This window comes from Parabacteroides sp. AF21-43 (genome assembly GCF_003635435.1).
Lineage (GTDB): Bacteria > Bacteroidota > Bacteroidia > Bacteroidales > Tannerellaceae > Parabacteroides > Parabacteroides distasonis.
Genome location: NZ_QTMG01000009.1, coordinates 125809 through 141199 on the forward strand (window position 1 = coordinate 125809; position 15391 = coordinate 141199).

General features: G+C 50.3%; 16 protein-coding genes. 13 read left to right on the top strand and 3 right to left on the bottom strand.

The window, feature by feature from the left end; translation table 11 throughout:
- The first annotated feature begins 245 nt into the window (after positions 1 to 245).
- The 5 genes from DWX84_RS08705 (at position 246) to DWX84_RS08725 (ending at position 4856) form a co-directional block, all read left to right on the top strand.
- Positions 246 to 668 (top strand): dihydrofolate reductase family protein, encoded by a 423-nt coding sequence (locus DWX84_RS08705; protein WP_002560995.1) that lies wholly within the window; start codon positions 246 to 248, stop codon positions 666 to 668.
- A gap of 237 nt (positions 669 to 905) precedes the next feature.
- A complete protein-coding gene (locus DWX84_RS08710; protein WP_002560994.1) occupies positions 906 to 1508 on the top strand; it encodes an RteC domain-containing protein in 603 nt (200 codons plus the stop codon).
- 140 nt (positions 1509 to 1648) lie between these two features.
- A complete protein-coding gene (locus DWX84_RS08715) occupies positions 1649 to 3100 on the top strand; it encodes an ATP-binding protein (protein ID WP_002560993.1) in 1452 nt (483 codons plus the stop codon).
- Between the two features lie 9 nt (positions 3101 to 3109).
- The gene (locus DWX84_RS08720; RefSeq protein ID WP_002560992.1) at positions 3110 to 4273 is read left to right on the top strand and encodes a GNAT family N-acetyltransferase; all 1164 of its coding nucleotides are present in this window, start codon (positions 3110 to 3112) and stop codon (positions 4271 to 4273) included.
- 16 nt (positions 4274 to 4289) lie between these two features.
- Positions 4290 to 4856, top strand: a complete 567-nt coding sequence (locus DWX84_RS08725) for a hypothetical protein (protein WP_002560991.1) — start codon at positions 4290 to 4292, stop codon at positions 4854 to 4856.
- 41 nt (positions 4857 to 4897) lie between these two features.
- Here DWX84_RS08725 and mobC read toward each other — a convergent pair whose 3' ends face one another.
- The 3 genes from mobC to mobA are packed head-to-tail and all read right to left on the bottom strand — an operon-like array spanning position 4898 to position 8592.
- The gene (gene mobC / locus DWX84_RS08730; RefSeq protein WP_002560990.1) at positions 4898 to 6907 is read right to left on the bottom strand and encodes a conjugal transfer protein MobC; all 2010 of its coding nucleotides are present in this window, start codon (positions 6905 to 6907) and stop codon (positions 4898 to 4900) included.
- Positions 6908 to 6937: 30 nt separating this feature from the next.
- The gene (gene mobB, locus DWX84_RS08735; RefSeq protein ID WP_002560989.1) at positions 6938 to 8185 is read right to left on the bottom strand and encodes a conjugal transfer protein MobB; all 1248 of its coding nucleotides are present in this window, start codon (positions 8183 to 8185) and stop codon (positions 6938 to 6940) included.
- Positions 8164 to 8592 (bottom strand): conjugal transfer protein MobA, encoded by a 429-nt coding sequence (mobA, locus tag DWX84_RS08740; RefSeq protein ID WP_002560988.1) that lies wholly within the window; start codon positions 8590 to 8592, stop codon positions 8164 to 8166. Before mobA ends, mobB begins: the two co-directional genes overlap by 22 nt.
- A gap of 709 nt (positions 8593 to 9301) precedes the next feature.
- On the opposite strand from mobA, the gene DWX84_RS08755 reads away from it, so the two are divergent.
- From DWX84_RS08755 to DWX84_RS08790, 8 genes are all read left to right on the top strand, one after another.
- Positions 9302 to 10063: a ParA family protein gene (locus DWX84_RS08755; protein WP_002560987.1), complete on the top strand. Its 762-nt coding sequence runs from the start codon at positions 9302 to 9304 to the stop codon at positions 10061 to 10063.
- A gap of 2 nt (positions 10064 to 10065) precedes the next feature.
- Positions 10066 to 10506 carry a DUF3408 domain-containing protein gene (locus tag DWX84_RS08760; RefSeq protein ID WP_002560986.1) on the top strand — a complete coding sequence of 147 codons (441 nt, stop codon included), beginning with the start codon at positions 10066 to 10068 and terminating at the stop codon, positions 10504 to 10506.
- 2 nt (positions 10507 to 10508) lie between these two features.
- On the top strand, positions 10509 to 10862 hold the full coding sequence (locus tag DWX84_RS08765) for a DUF3408 domain-containing protein (RefSeq protein ID WP_025880727.1): 354 nt from the start codon (positions 10509 to 10511) through the stop codon (positions 10860 to 10862).
- Positions 10863 to 10878: 16 nt separating this feature from the next.
- Complete coding sequence (locus DWX84_RS08770) at positions 10879 to 11607, top strand: hypothetical protein (protein ID WP_008764732.1); 729 nt, start codon at positions 10879 to 10881, stop codon at positions 11605 to 11607.
- A 201-nt stretch (positions 11608 to 11808) separates the two neighbouring features.
- Positions 11809 to 12126: a DUF4134 domain-containing protein gene (locus DWX84_RS08775; RefSeq protein ID WP_002560983.1), complete on the top strand. Its 318-nt coding sequence runs from the start codon at positions 11809 to 11811 to the stop codon at positions 12124 to 12126.
- A gap of 10 nt (positions 12127 to 12136) precedes the next feature.
- Positions 12137 to 12469, top strand: coding sequence for a DUF4133 domain-containing protein (locus DWX84_RS08780; RefSeq protein ID WP_008764731.1), 333 nt, complete (start codon positions 12137 to 12139; stop codon positions 12467 to 12469).
- Positions 12466 to 14970 (top strand): TraG family conjugative transposon ATPase, encoded by a 2505-nt coding sequence (locus DWX84_RS08785; protein WP_004356142.1) that lies wholly within the window; start codon positions 12466 to 12468, stop codon positions 14968 to 14970. The genes DWX84_RS08780 and DWX84_RS08785 overlap by 4 nt, the downstream gene beginning before the upstream one ends.
- A gap of 34 nt (positions 14971 to 15004) precedes the next feature.
- The gene (locus DWX84_RS08790; RefSeq protein ID WP_002560979.1) at positions 15005 to 15385 is read left to right on the top strand and encodes a DUF3876 domain-containing protein; all 381 of its coding nucleotides are present in this window, start codon (positions 15005 to 15007) and stop codon (positions 15383 to 15385) included.
- The last annotated feature ends 6 nt before the right edge of the window (positions 15386 to 15391 follow it).

Below are 15391 nucleotides of genomic sequence, written 5' to 3' on the forward strand. Positions count from 1 at the left end.
ACATTTGAGAAAAACGGCGATTGGCAGGAGCTTTTCGCCGCCAACATATAGGATAAGACCGCAAGGCGTTTCAAGCGAAAATCTGGTAAATTGGAACTACGGAGACGATTGCGTGATGCTTATGCTATGCTTACGCATAGCGTGCATTCACGTACTCTCCGTAAAGGCTTTACCAGAGCCATCGCTTGAAGGTAGTGTGAATTGCACGCTACTTTTTTGCCCTTGCCTAATGAAAGGTAACGATTATGGGTAAAGTTCAGATTCTCGCCGTACTGACGATGGACGGATGTCTTTCTTCAGAGTTATATTATAAAGCACATCAGGATTTGTGCCTTGACCGTTGCGGTCTTGATGAAATCAGGAAGAACGCCCTTTACCGCGTGACACCAGACTATTCCATTTCAATGCTGCACGAATGGAGAAAAGACGGCACAAACATCCGTTACCTCGCGGAAGCCACACCGGACACGGCAGACTATATAAACGGACTACTGCGTATGCACGCTGTGGATGAAATCATACTATACACCGTTCCTTTCATATCCGGAAGCGGACGACATTTTTTTAAGTCGGCTCTGCCAGAGCAACACTGGACGCTTTCCTCTTTGAAAAGTTTTCCCAACGGTGTATGCCGCATTATCTACATCCTTGATAAAAAAGCAAGATAGCCAAAATGTGCGGCAAGCATACATTTTTATTTTCAAGAATAGAATAAATGTCTGATTACAAACAATTTAAGTCGGAGATAATTTGTCCCTGTGAAAAAATATTGAATTTTATACCACTGAAATACAACACTTTGTAAAATTGAGCGTTGGATTTTTTGTTTTCTGCCGCGTTTTTTGCCAATTATATTCATGTGCGCATACCGAAAACAGAGTGTAAAATTTCAAAATTGACAGGACATGAATTATTTTTTATTGGCGGAAACCGAGTTCTTCCGCCGGATAAACGAAGCCGGAGACTGCAATATGGAAAAAGCATACACGGCTTTCGCCACCCAAGTAATAGAACTGTGCAACGGCGGCATGGACATGAACCTTACCGTCATCGCGCTTGCCTACATCGAAATCGAGTTGCAGCACCATCCGGTGCGTAATCTGTCAGAAGAAAGAAGAGAGATTGCCGCCTACGTCAGCAAGGCTCTGTCTTTCGTAAGAAAGATGCAGAAATTCCTTGCCACGCCCCAAGTGCCACCACTAATATCCGCCAACAACGCAACAGAAACCACCGCCAGCCTTCTTTGGACGGGCAACGCCATCGACCTCGTGGAACTTATCTACGGCATAGACGAGATGGGCTGTATCAACAACGGCAATATGCCGCTAAAACAGCTCGCCCCGATTCTCTACAAGATATTCGGTATTGAGTCGAAGGATTGCTACCGCTTCTATACCGACATCAAACGTCGGAAAAACGAAAGCCGTACCTATTTCCTCGACAAGATGCAGGAGAAACTGAACGAGAGAATGCTGCGCGATGAAGAGCTGGAACGTATGAGAAGATAAAATCAGGTATAAGCGGGAGAATGGTATCATGCTGTTCTCCCGTTTGAGTAAAATCTATACGAAAAAGGGCGTTTTCGGCGCGCTATTGCCCCGAATTTCAGCGAAAAACGCTATCTTTGTACAATTGTTACGAATTGAATATGAACATAGACAACCTCGATATAGTAAAACAACTGATAGCCGAAAAGGAAAACGGGCAGGTGGAGTTCAAGGAAACCACCGGGCAGTTGGAGCGCGGCATGGAAACGCTCTGCGCTTTCCTTAACAGCGAAGGTGGCACGGTGTTGTTCGGTGTGACCGACAAAGGAAAGATCATCGGGCAGGAAGTGAGCGACAAGACGAAGCGTGATATTGCGGAAGCCATCCGGCGTTTTGAACCATTTGCCACACTCGAAGTTTCGTATATCAGTATCCAAAATACAGACAAGAGTGTGATAGCCTTGTCTGCGGACAGCCAACGTTATATGCGTCCGTTCTCCTATAAGGGACGGGCTTATCTTCGATTGGAGAGCGTGACATCCTCCATGCCGCAAGACGTATATAACCAACTGCTTATGCAGCGAGGTGGGAAATACGCTTGGGAGGCGATGACGAATCCCGACATCAAAGTTACTGACCTTGATGAACATGCCATTATGGGAGCGGTACGTGGAGGCATCCGGTGCGGTCGCCTACCCGAAGCCACCATAAGGGAGGATTTGCCGACCATACTCGAAAAATTCAACCTGTTACATGACGGAAAACTGAATAATGCTTCCGCAGTCTTGTTCGGTCGTGATTTTTACTTCTATCCCCAGTGCCTGCTTCGGTTGGCGCGTTTCAAAGGAACTACAAAAGACGAGTTTATAGACAATCAGCGTACCACTGGCAATATCTACACACTGCTGGACACTGCAATGTCGTTCTTTTTCAAGCATCTTTCCCTTTCGGGCAAAGTTGAAGGCTTGTATCGGGAGGAAGAGCTTGAGATTCCTTACAAGGCATTGAGGGAATGCTGCACAAATGCCCTTTGCCACCGCTCATACCACCGTCCCGGCAGTTCGGTAGGAATTGCCATCTATGATGACCGTGTGGAGATTGAGAACAGTGGAACTTTTCCGCCGGATATAACAATGGAAAAGTTATTGAGCGGGCATAATTCAGAACCTCAAAACCTGATTATTGCGAATGTTCTGTATAAAAGCGAGGTTCTGGAAAGCTGGGGACGAGGCATCGGGCTTATGATAAGCGAATGCCGGCGTGTCGGCATTCCCGATCCGGAGTTTCATACAGATGGAAATAGTGTATGGGTTATTTTCCGCTATACCCGAAAAACTGTGGGGCACGACCCGACAATTACCCGACAGTTACCCCACAGTCACCCCACAGTTACCCCACAGGTGGAAAAGGTGTTGTCTGCAATCGGCACACAGACACTTTCAACCAAAGAGATTATGTGTGTGATAGGATTAAAGGACAAAAGTAATTTTTTAGAACTATATCTGTATCCAGCCATAAGGCAGAATTTGGTAGAGCCTATTTACCCGGAAAATCCGAAACATCCCCGGCAGAAATATCGTCTTACCGATAAAGGAAAAGAACTGTTGATATAATAACGGGGTATGGTGGCGAAAAAGAAGAAACAACAGGGGCATTACTGTCGGATTTGTAGCGAGTACAAAGCCAACGAGCAATTCAGCGGCAAAGGACACTCGCGGCATATCTGCAAGGAATGCCGGTCGCTTCCCGATGATGTGAAGGCGGACATGGTGCGCTGTAACGAGGTGGAACGAGCCGTTTTCAAATGCCCGATGAGCCGTCAGGACTGGGAACTGCTGGAAAAATATGCCAAGAAGTACAAGGACAAGGAATCCGGGCAGTTCGCGCAGGATATGTTGGACATGAAACGGGGCAATCAGACACCGGACGAGGATATGGAAGAGGATGATGTTTTAATAGAAGGCATCTATGAAGAGGAAACCATACCATTTGCCGAACTGGAGGATGACATCCGTTATCAGTTGGAAGAATTGTTGGCGGACAACATCAACGAGTTCATGATACACAAGAATTACATTCCCGAAGGCAAGGAACTGAAAGACATCAACGAATGGGTCATGAAAGAAACCCGTGACACCTTTTTTATAAAGGTTATTCCCGATGCCGCTTATGACAGTCTGGTGGAAGAAACGATCAACAGGCTTGTGAAGGAATGGAAAGAGGACGGATTTGAGATAAAGACCTATTCCGCATCGCTGGTCGTCATGGAAACGGAACGGCTGCTTATCCGCAGGATAACCCGTAAGGATATGGACGCACTCCTTGCCATAATGGGAAAGCCGGAAGTCATGTACGCTTGGGAACACGGCTTTACCAAAAAGGACGTGCGCAAATGGATAAACAGGCAACTCATCCGATACCGCAAGGACGGGTTCGGATATTTTGCCGTCATACTGAAAGAAAGCGGCGCATTGATAGGACAAGCCGGTCTGATGAATAGTACCCTAAACGGGAACGAGACTGTCGAGCTTGGCTATATACTCGATAACACATACTGGCATAACGGTTACGGTACGGAAGCCGCCCGCGCGTGTTTGGAATACGCCTTTGGAGAGCTGGAACTGAAAACTGTCTGTTGCAGTATCCGACCGGAAAACGTGGCATCCATCCGTGTGGTTGAAAGGCTGGGAATGACCTTGTGCGACAACCATACAATAATATACAACGAAAAAGAAATGCCGCATCAGATATATGTGGCAACCAATAGTAAATCCTATATCTTATAAGCGAAATCACTCAACAATGAAAACAAATAATATTAATTTATTTTGCGATATAGTTACTCAAAGGTCAGGAGAACATTCTTGCGCTATAAATATTTTGTTGCAACAACAATTATATGGGCAGGTAATATCTATTCTGCGTCAAGAATTAGATTCTATGGTAAGAGTTATGTTTTTGTTGTCAATTAGCGACTTAAACCTTAGAGAGCATTTTATAAACCAAACTTTGGAGGGAATAAAATGGTCTTATCCCAATACAAAGAAAGTCGTGACCGATAAACAAATGGTGGATTTAGCTGATAAATTTTATGGCTGGCCTTTTTTTGTTTATAAATTAGGATGCGCTTTTATTCATCTTTCAGCAATGGTATATTATAAAAACAGTAATCCATTTTTGCTTTTATCTGTTTCAGAAAGAAATGACATCACAAGGTTTTTACATCAATATCATAGTTTCCCGTTAGAGTTGGAATTGAATTTGGAAAATATCATCCCATATCTTGATAAAGTATTTAATAAAGTTTCAAGTAACTTAGCATGTTACATTGAAGATTTACGTCAAAATAAACTTTTGGAGGAATATTAAAATAAGGGAGGATTTTAGCTATCCTCCCTTATTTTAATAGGTTACTTCTGCTGCAACAGATGCTTCAGGTTGTCATCGCCCGCGATGCGCTCCAATTCCTCCTGAACAATCTGCTTCACCTCCTCCTTGATGCGCCGGTAATTTGCCTGCACCGTTTCCTTCATGCGGTCGTTGCCGTCTGCGTCAGTGAAATCGGTAATAACGGGGATTTTCTTGTAGGCACTTTCCTCCCGTTTTACCTTATCGGCATCCACCACAATCTCGCAGTGGAAAATCTTCTGTTCGATACGCTCGTTGAAGTTGTCGGACACCGAACCGACAAACATTCCCTGCGTCAAACCGGAAATCTTGCTGGGCGGGATAAGCGCGTCCATCTGCGTGTTAATGGAGGTGGAAACATCCTGCCGGTTGATGGAGATAGACTGCCGTTTCTGCAACACCTTACCGAATCGTTCCGATAGTGTCTTTGCCGTTTCACCTACCACCTGCCCGGAGAAAATGTTACCGACCGTATTCATCACCACTTTCGCCTCCTTATCACCGTAGTCGCGCACCAGCTGGCTGAAATCCTGAAATCCCAGACACACGGCAACCTTGTTGCTTCGGGCGGTAGCTATAAGATTGTCCAACCCTTTGAAATATATCGTCGGCAGCTCGTCTATGATGACCGACGACTTCAGCATCCCCTTCTTATTGATGAGCTTCACGATGCGGGAGTTATACAATCCGAGAGCCGCCCCGTAGATATTCTGACGGTCGGGATTGTTGCCCACGCATAGGATTTTCGGCTCTTCGGGATTGTTGATGTCCAGCGTAAACTCGCTGTCCGACATCACCCAATAGAGCTGCGGTGAAATCATCCTCGAAAGCGGAATTTTTGCCGACGCTATCTGCCCCATGAGCTGCTCCGCAGCCCCTCCGAGCCACGCATCCATGAACGGGGAAAGGTAGTTCTCCAGTTCGGGATAGGAAGTCAGTATCGGAAAAATATCCTCGTAGCGGCGGTTCAAAAATTCGATGGCATGGGGAAACGTGCAATATTTCCCGTTCTGATAGATTTTAAGATACCATATAATACTGGCGAACAAAATGATAGGTGATTCCACAAAGAAGTCACCCTGCTTTTGCACCCACGTTTTATTGAGGTTGAGCATTATTGTATAGGCACTCTCGTAGGCGTCCGTAATATCTTCCATAAAATCCGGGTGAATGGGATTGCACCGATGAGAGCGTCGCGGGTCGTCGAAGTTGATCACATAGAACTTCGGCTTCACCTTGTAGCCGTCAGGGTGGTTCAGCAGATGATTGTAGGCAATGGTGGACAAGTCGCTGAATTTGAAGTCATACACGTACATCAAGAAGCCCTTTTCAATCTGTTGCTTGATAAAATTGTTTACCACGGCGTATGACTTGCCGCTGCCCGGCGTACCCAACACGATGGACGCACGGAAGGGATTCACCACATTGATCCAACCGTTGTTCCAACGCTTTTTGTAATAGAAGCGTGTCGGCAAATTGACCGAATACTCGCTTTCGATGAGTCTTGTTTCCTGCATGAAACTCTCGTTCTCGTTGTTGAAAACATCCTCCATCAAATTGTGTTTCAACAGACGGCTCATCCACAGACCTCCCATCAACAGGCAGACATAGCCCGTACCGATGGTAAGGACATACAGCCCCATCACCGCCTCAATCGGAAGCGGCAGAGCCAGTATCCACCAGTTTAGGAAAAACAGCACGGACCCGGCGGCGAGTGCCGTCCATATTCTTCCCCAAGTGATTTTCTCTCCCTTGACCCCCTTTGTACCCAGACAGGACAGGGCAAGCAGCAGGACGGCAAACAGCTTTGTGTACAGTATGGAATGGAACAGCCCCGCCGTGCGGTCGAAGTTCAGAAGGATTCTGTCCACCACACCGATGTTCACGCCCCACAGCCGGATGACTTCGTAACAGAACCAGTACACGTTCATAACCACTAAAATAATACTCACGGCACGCAGAAAATCCATGATTTTCGCCAATGCCCTCAAATCGTCTTCTTGTTGTGACATACATTGATTTTTTAATTGTTGATACTCCGATTACAAACCCAAGCCCTTGCGCTTTTTCTTCTTTTTGCGCTTCATCGCCCGGATGAAAGCCTTTTCCTCAGCATCTACCGCCGGACCTTCGGGAGTGAGCAAGCCCATTCCGCCCGATACGTCTTCACGGTCGTATGCGGTCTGTCCGTATGCCTTGTCCGCAGCATCCATAGGGATGGATAACGGTATCGGCGGTTGTCCGGCGTATGGCAGGGTGAAGTGTTCCTGCAAGGCATTCGCCGAAAGCTCCTTGCCCATGCGAGAGCCGTTCAGTACACATCCTGTGCGGTGGTCGATAAACGTCGCTCCATAGATACGCCCTTCATCCGTGTAGCGCAGTACGGTGTCGATGCCCTTCTCTTTGAGTTGGGATACAAATTTGTCCTTGTCATAAGTGCCTTGCAGCACGGAAAGAACGGTGCGTTTCGTCATGTCGGCGAGCTTCCTGTCCTTAATCTCTGATTTGGAACGGATAAATTTTCTCTGTACGGCTTCATAACCTGCGGACTTCCCGAAAAGCGAGGACTTGAACGGGTTGCCCACCTTGTTACCCTTGTCGTCCGTGACGGAATAAACCAGCCCGTGATACTCCCGTCCGCGCACGTTGCCTCTCGCTTCCTCCACCGTCATATTATATAAGGAAAGGAGCGCACGGTATTCGCCCATCGTCTGAAAACGGTACTGCCCGTTCAGAGCCTTCACAGTGCCAGCCACCTGCTTCTTCACATCACCTGCCGATGCGTCCACCTTGCTTAGCGGCGTGTCAAGCCGGCGGTTCCTGCGCTCCGCGCCGTGCAGCCCGTATTTCTTCTCCAGCTCACGGGTGATTTGTTTGCTACGATAGTAGTTGTTCTTGTCGCTGATACATTTCCCGTTATCGTCCACCCGCACCGTCACGATGTGCAGGTGGTGGCGGTCGATGTCCTCGTGCTTGAAAACAAGATAAGGCTGGTTGCCGAAACCGAGTTTTTCCAGATACTCGCGGGCTATATCCTGCAATTCCGCATCGGTCAACACATCCTCCGGATGTGGGTTGAGCGAAATATGCACCACCGGCTTCTCCACCTTCATCTGTGGCGGCATGAAGGTGAGAAAACCCTCCATCGCCTTGTTGATGTCCACCTTTCCCGAACCGTCATTGTAGATGCGGTTGGTCGTAAGCAACCGCCCCTGCGCCTCGTTAATCTTCTCCCCGTTATAGGCAATCGCGCCGTACAACGAGTTTCCTACACTGATTTTTGCGACCATTTCGCCTCCATTTCCCTTGAAAGTTCCACAATCCGGCGGCTCAGTTTCACGAGTTCGACGGTGTGTTGCTCTAATTTGTAGAGCAACGCCATCGCCTTTTTCTCTGAAAAATGCAGCCTCAGTTCCTTCACGACTTGGTTGTAATTCGTACCCACGGCGCGGAACTGCGCATGAAAATCCGATAGCTTGGTGTAATAGTCCACCAGCGTCTTGTCCACCTTCAGCACCTTGAACGGCTGTCCGAAGAAGTGCGCTTTGAGGAAAACCGACCGTGCATAGACACCCGATTTTCCGAACATGGCGAGGAAACGATTGTGTTCCTCCTCGTTGAAACGGACGGTGTAACGGTACACCGCCGGATCAAGTTTGGGATTTCTCCCTGCTTTGCTTTTCCTTTTCTCTTTCATATTACTTTGGATTTAGCGGATTGACGGCATAAGCCGCCGCTTCGGATCACAGCACCGCAGTTCTGAAAGGCTTTCCGACTTCGGAGGGAAAGCCCGCCCCCTGCAAGGGCAAGGCGTTTTCCGGGATGCTCAAAATATTTTGAGCGGCTGAAAACATACCTTGCTATGTTCAGGTGAACATAAAAATCCGTCAGGGGACGGATGGGAAGATACCTTTCAGGACTCCGGGCCGCGCACCATCGGCGAACCCTGCTGTCCGGGGGGCAAAGTTACGCCCTTAAAGCTGTATTGGACAGATGCTTGACCCGGTCAATGACTGCCAACCGGCGCAACGTGCTGCCACTTGCCGGAGAAGTGATACAGGTTCCAAAATATACTTGTTTATTTGCAGCATGATTCAAGAAACGAACGATTTGAAAATATGAGAAAAGGAACATTCAAATACCCGGACAATCGCTTCGGCGGATACTTGCCGAAGCGGATACCCGAACCGTCGGAACCCCGGTTATCCGACAATCTGGTGAAGTACAGATTCAATGACTTCATGACGCAGTGTCGTCATTCATCACTTGTTCGCCGCACCGCTTCACCACAGAACCGGATACGCGATGACCCGCCCATGTGTCTGTTCACTGAAGCGGATAATGTAGCAACCAAATCCGCATATAAATAGAAAAAGAAATCTTCAACAATTAAAATAAATGGAACTATGAGTAAGGAAATCTTCGTTGCATTCGCAACACAGAAAGGTGGCATCGGCAAATCCACTGTCACGGCACTTGCCGCCAGCTACCTGCACAACGTGAAAGGCTACAATGTCGCCGTCGTGGACTGCGACGACCCGCAGCACAGCATCCACGGGCTGCGCGAACACGAAATGGGGCTTATCGACAGCAGCACCTACTTCAAGGCTCTCGCTTGCGACCATTTCCGCCGGATGAAAAAGAACGCCTACACCATCGTCAAGAGCAATGCGGTGAACGCCCTCGACGATGCCGAGAGGATGATTGCCACTGAGGACGTGAAACCCGACGTGGTGTTCTTCGACATGCCCGGCACACTCCGTAGTAACGGCGTGATAAAGACGCTCTCGCAGATGGACTACATCTTCACTCCGCTGAGTGCCGACCGCTTTGTTGTGGAGAGTACCCTGAAATTCGTCACAATGTTCCGCGACAGGCTGATGACTACCGGACAGGCGAAAACAAAGGGGCTTTATCTGTTTTGGACGATGGTGGACGGCAGGGAGAGGAACGACCTGTACGGCATCTACGAGGAAGTGATAGCCGAAATGGGCTTTCCGGTACTTTCCACCCGCTTGCCCGACAGCAAGAAGTTCCGCCGTGACCTTTCGGAAGAGCGCAAGAGCGTTTTCCGCTCCACCATCTTCCCGATGGACACGGCACTGCTGAAAGGGAGTGGCATCCGGGAGTTTTCCGAAGAGATAAGCGACATCATCAGACCGCAGTGAGCATGGGCAGCAGGAAAGTGAACACGGAAGGCATCGACGAGGAACTGCTGTTAGCTTCCATCGGGCGGCGCACACAGGACGGGACACTGCGCCCCGCACAGGAAGTACCCGCAGCTGCACCGACCGAAGAGGACACCGCCGCACCGGAACCACCTCCTGTGCAACCAGTAACACGGGAAAAAGCGCAGAGGGAAAGTGGCCGCCGGAAAAGGCAGGATGAGGACTATAACGAGCTGTTCCTGCGCCGCAACGAGATAAAGACCCGCCAGTGTGTCTATATCAGCCGCGATGTCCACGGCAAAATCCTCAGAATCGTGAACGACATCGCCGGAGGTGAAATCTCGGTGGGCGGCTATGTGGATACCGTGCTGCGCCAACATCTGGAACAGCACAAGGAGAGAATCAACGAACTGTACAAGAAACAACGTGAAGATCTGATTTGAAAATGGAAAAAGAAATGACACCGAATGAAAAAAGACCACAGCAAGACTGCGGAGGTATGTTTGCCCAAGTGCAGGCGAGTGTGGAAATCCTGTCGCCTGTCCCGGTAAGCGGCAAATGCTGCGAGAAGGACTATGAACGTCTGTTCATCCGTGACTCGGAAGTAAAGGCACGTGAGGGGAAGATGGCGTATGTGCGCCCGGAGTACCACGAGCGTATCATGTGTATCACCCGTGTAATCGGGCATGACCGGCTTATGCTGTCCGCTTACATCGACCATGTGCTGACGCATCACTTCAACCAGTGCGAGGATGCGATAAAGAGCCTTTATGCCCGAAATTATAATTCAGTATTCTAACCAAAAACGGAAGGATATGAATTACACAATCAGCATGACAGACATTCTGCTGGCGGTATCGGTCGGCTGCAACCTCTGGTTCCTGTTCCTGCTCCTTTACGAGCGCATCATGGACACGCGGATTGTCCGCTTCTTCAAGGGCATTGTCGGATTATGGCGGTCACTGGACGGGAATGAGGCTAAACGCATAGCGGCACACGAGGAAGTCCCTGCGGAAAAGGCGGACATCATCGGCAAGAGCCGTTTCAGGATGGCATCCACCCGGACAACCGCTGCCATACCGACGCAAGAAGCCGCCACTATGGAAAAAGGCATTGAGCTGTCGGAGGAAGAGGCTACTTTTGACGACGGAAAAACGGGAAACGCATCCCGCCCGGCACAAGTTCCGGAGGAAAAACTCGATGAGACCTTCACGAGCATACCGCCGGAGGAACTGGGATACGGGGACGACGAACCGGAAGAGGACGCCTCGGACACGCCACGGGCTTCGGGCAGCAGCTTTGACGAGATTGACGACGCCTGCAAGACCGCCAAGAACCCGGACGCGACACAGGCGGAACGTGAAAAGGCGGCGAAGGTGTTCACCGACATGGAGGGCACGGAGTTGTACGAGAAAATGATGGAAGGCTCTTCGGAGATAGGCATCCGCATCAAGGGGCTTATCGAGATTCGGCTGAAGAAACCTGAAAAGGAGTTCGTCGTGCCGGACAACATCGAGGAGTTCGACATTCGCAACTATGTATGACAACAATAAAAGAAATGAACATGAAAGAATGACATCAACCCACGCGGCGAGGAAACGCAAGGCGCATCCCTATCCGCAACGGACACGCCCACGTCCGTGGAAACAAACGGGCATCCACTAAAACCAAAGTAAAGAAACAAAGTATCAACCGCCCGACAAAGGACCATCCACCCTTTTGACGGCAAAAAACAAGAACAGTTTATGAACAAGAACATCTTGAAAAACAGAAAAGCAATCCTCTCCGCGGCACTTGTCATCGCCGCAACCGCCTCCGCTTTCGCGCAGGGAAACGGCATCGCGGGCATCAACGAAGCCACCTCTATGGTGAGTTCTTATTTCGACCCCGGAACTAAACTGATATACGCCATCGGTGCAGTCGTCGGGCTTATCGGGGGCGTAAAAGTGTACGGCAAGTTTTCATCGGGCGACCCCGACACCAGCAAGACAGCCGCCTCGTGGTTCGGCGCGTGCATCTTCCTGATTGTTGCCGCCACCATCCTGCGCTCATTCTTCCTTTAATAAATAATGTATGGCTGAATACCCAATCAACAAGGGTATCGGCCGTCCGGTAGAGTTCAAGGGCTTGAAGGCACAGTACCTCTTCATCTTCTGCGGAGGTCTGCTGGCTCTCTTCGTCCTGTTCGTCATCCTCTACATGGTCGGTATCGACCAGTGGATATGTATCGGCTTCGGCGCGGCATCGTCCTCCCTCCTTGTATGGCAGACCTTCGCGCTGAACGCCCGGTACGGCGAACACGGGCTGATGAAATTAGGAGCGGCACGGAGCCATCCCCGATACCTTATCAACCGGCGGCGGATACCCCGTCTGTTCAAACGACAACGAAAGGAAGAAAGACAATGAGGAATACATCGAAAATGACAACACTGGAAAACAGGTTCCCACTTTTAGCGGTGGAGCATGGCTGCATCATCTCAAAGGACGCCGACATCACGGTGGCTTTCGAGGTGGAACTGCCGGAACTTTACACCGTGACGGGTGCGGAGTACGAGGCGATACACAGTTGCTGGTGCAAGGCTATCAAGGTGCTGCCGGACTACTCCGTCGTCCACAAACAGGACTGGTTCATCAAGGAACGCTACAAACCGGAGCTTCAGAAGGACGACATGAGCTTTTTAAGCCGCTCTTTCGAGCGTCACTTCAACGAGCGTCCGTACCTGAAACACACCTGCTACCTCTACCTGACCAAGACAACAAAGGAGCGTAACCGGATGCAGAGCAATTTCAGCACGCTGTGCCGGGGACATATCATCCCGAAGGAGCTGGACAGGGAAACCACGACCAAGTTCTTGGAAGCCTGCGAACAGTTCGAGCGCATCATGAACGACAGCGGGCTTGTCAGGCTGCGCCGCCTCTCCACCGATGAGATTGTGGGTACTGAGGGAAATACGGGACTTATTGAACGCTACTTCTCGCTCATGTCGGAAGGTGACACCACCTTGCAGGACATCGAGCTTTCGGCAAGGGAGATGCGCATCGGCGACAACCGCCTGTGTCTGCACACCCTCTCCGACGCGGAAGACCTGCCGGGCAAGGTGGCTACCGACACCCGTTACGAGAAGCTCTCCACCGACCGGAGTGACTGCCGACTGTCATTCGCCTCCCCGGTGGGGCTTCTGCTCTCCTGCAACCATATCTACAACCAGTATGTGCTGATAGACAACAGTGAGGAAACCTTGCATAAGTTCGAGAAGTCCGCCCGTAACATGCAGTCGCTATCTCGCTATTCAAGGAGCAACAGCATCAACCGCGAGTGGATAGACCAATACCTGAACGAAGCCCATTCCTACGGACTGACCTCGGTACGGGCACACTTCAACGTCATGGCGTGGAGCGACGATGCGGAGGAACTGAAGCATATCAAGAACGACGTGGGCAGCCAGTTGGCAAGCATGGAATGCGTGCCGCGCCACAACACCATCGACTGCCCGACACTCTACTGGGCGGCGATACCCGGCAATGCGGCGGACTTCCCGGCGGAAGAGAGTTTCCACACCTTCATCGAACAGGCGGTGTGCCTGTTCACAGAGGAAACCAACTACCGCAACTCGCTCTCGCCCTTCGGCATCAAGATGGTGGACAGGCTCACGGGAAAACCGCTGCACCTTGACATCTCCGACCTGCCCATGAAGCGGGGTATCACGACCAACCGCAACAAGTTCGTGCTGGGTCCTTCGGGCAGCGGCAAGTCTTTCTTCATGAACCACCTCGTGCGCCAATATTATGAGCAAGGCGCACATGTGGTATTGGTGGACACGGGAAACTCCTATCAGGGCTTGTGCGGCATGATCCGACGCAAGACAGGCGGAGCGGACGGCGTGTATTTCACCTACACGGAAGAGAAGCCCATATCGTTCAACCCGTTCTACACCGACGATTACATCTTCGACGTGGAGAAGAAGGACAGCATCAAGACCCTGCTGCTGACGCTCTGGAAGTCGGAGGACGACAAGGTGACAAAGACGGAGAGCGGCGAGCTGGGCAGTGCCGTGAGTGCCTATATTGAGCGCATCCAATCCGACCGTAGCATCGTGCCGTCGTTCAACACCTTCTACGAGTATATGCGTGACGACTACCGCAAGGAACTGGCACAGCGTGACATCAAGGTGGAGAAGTCCGACTTCAACATCGACAACATGCTCACCACCATGCGGCAGTATTACCGGGGCGGACGCTACGACTTCCTGCTCAACTCCACGGAGAACATCGACCTGCTCGGCAAGCGGTTCATTGTCTTCGAGATAGATTCGATTAAGGAAAACCGCGAACTGTTCCCCGTCGTGACCATCATCATCATGGAAGCCTTCATCAACAAGATGCGGCGACTAAAAGGGGTACGGAAACAGCTTATTGTGGAAGAGGCTTGGAAGGCTCTCTCTTCAGCGAACATGGCTGAATATCTGCGCTATATGTACAAGACGGTCAGAAAATATTACGGCGAGGCAATCGTGGTGACGCAGGAGGTGGACGACATCATTTCCTCTCCCGTGGTCAAGGAGAGCATCATCAACAACTCCGACTGCAAGATACTTCTCGACCAGCGCAAGTACATGAACAAGTTCGACCAGATACAGGCGTTGCTCGGACTGACGGAAAAGGAGAAAGGGCAGATACTCTCCATCAACATGGCGAACAACCCTTCACGGCTCTACAAGGAGGTGTGGATAGGCTTGGGTGGCACACAATCGGCGGTCTATGCCACCGAGGTCAGTGCAGAAGAATATCTGGCGTACACCACCGAGGAAACGGAGAAAGTGGAGGTTTACCGTCTGGCGGAGAAGTTGGGCGGCGACATCGAAGCCGCCATCCGGCAACTTGCCGAGAAGCGGAGAACCAAAAGTTAATCATTTAATCATCAGCTAAAAACAAGAAATGCGTATGAATTTATCAAAAGTTAAAATGCTGCAAGTCAGCAAGTGCCTGATCGGATTGGCGGTCATGATGCTGCAATCCTGCGATGTGGTCGATAACCGCCGTGATATGCTGTGCGGGAACTGGGAGAGCGTGGAGGGGAAGCCCGATGTGCTTATCTACAAGGAGGGCGAAGCCTACAAGGTGACGGTGTTCCGCCGGAGCGGTCTGCGCCGCAAGCTGAAACCGGAAACCTATCTCTTGCAGGAGGAAAACGACAACCTGTTCATGAACACCGGCTTCCGCATCGACGTGTCCTACAACGAGGCAACGGACGTGCTGACCTTCTCGCCGGGCGGCGACTATGTGCGGGTGAAACCGCAGCCGGGACACCCGACAGAAGAATAACAACCA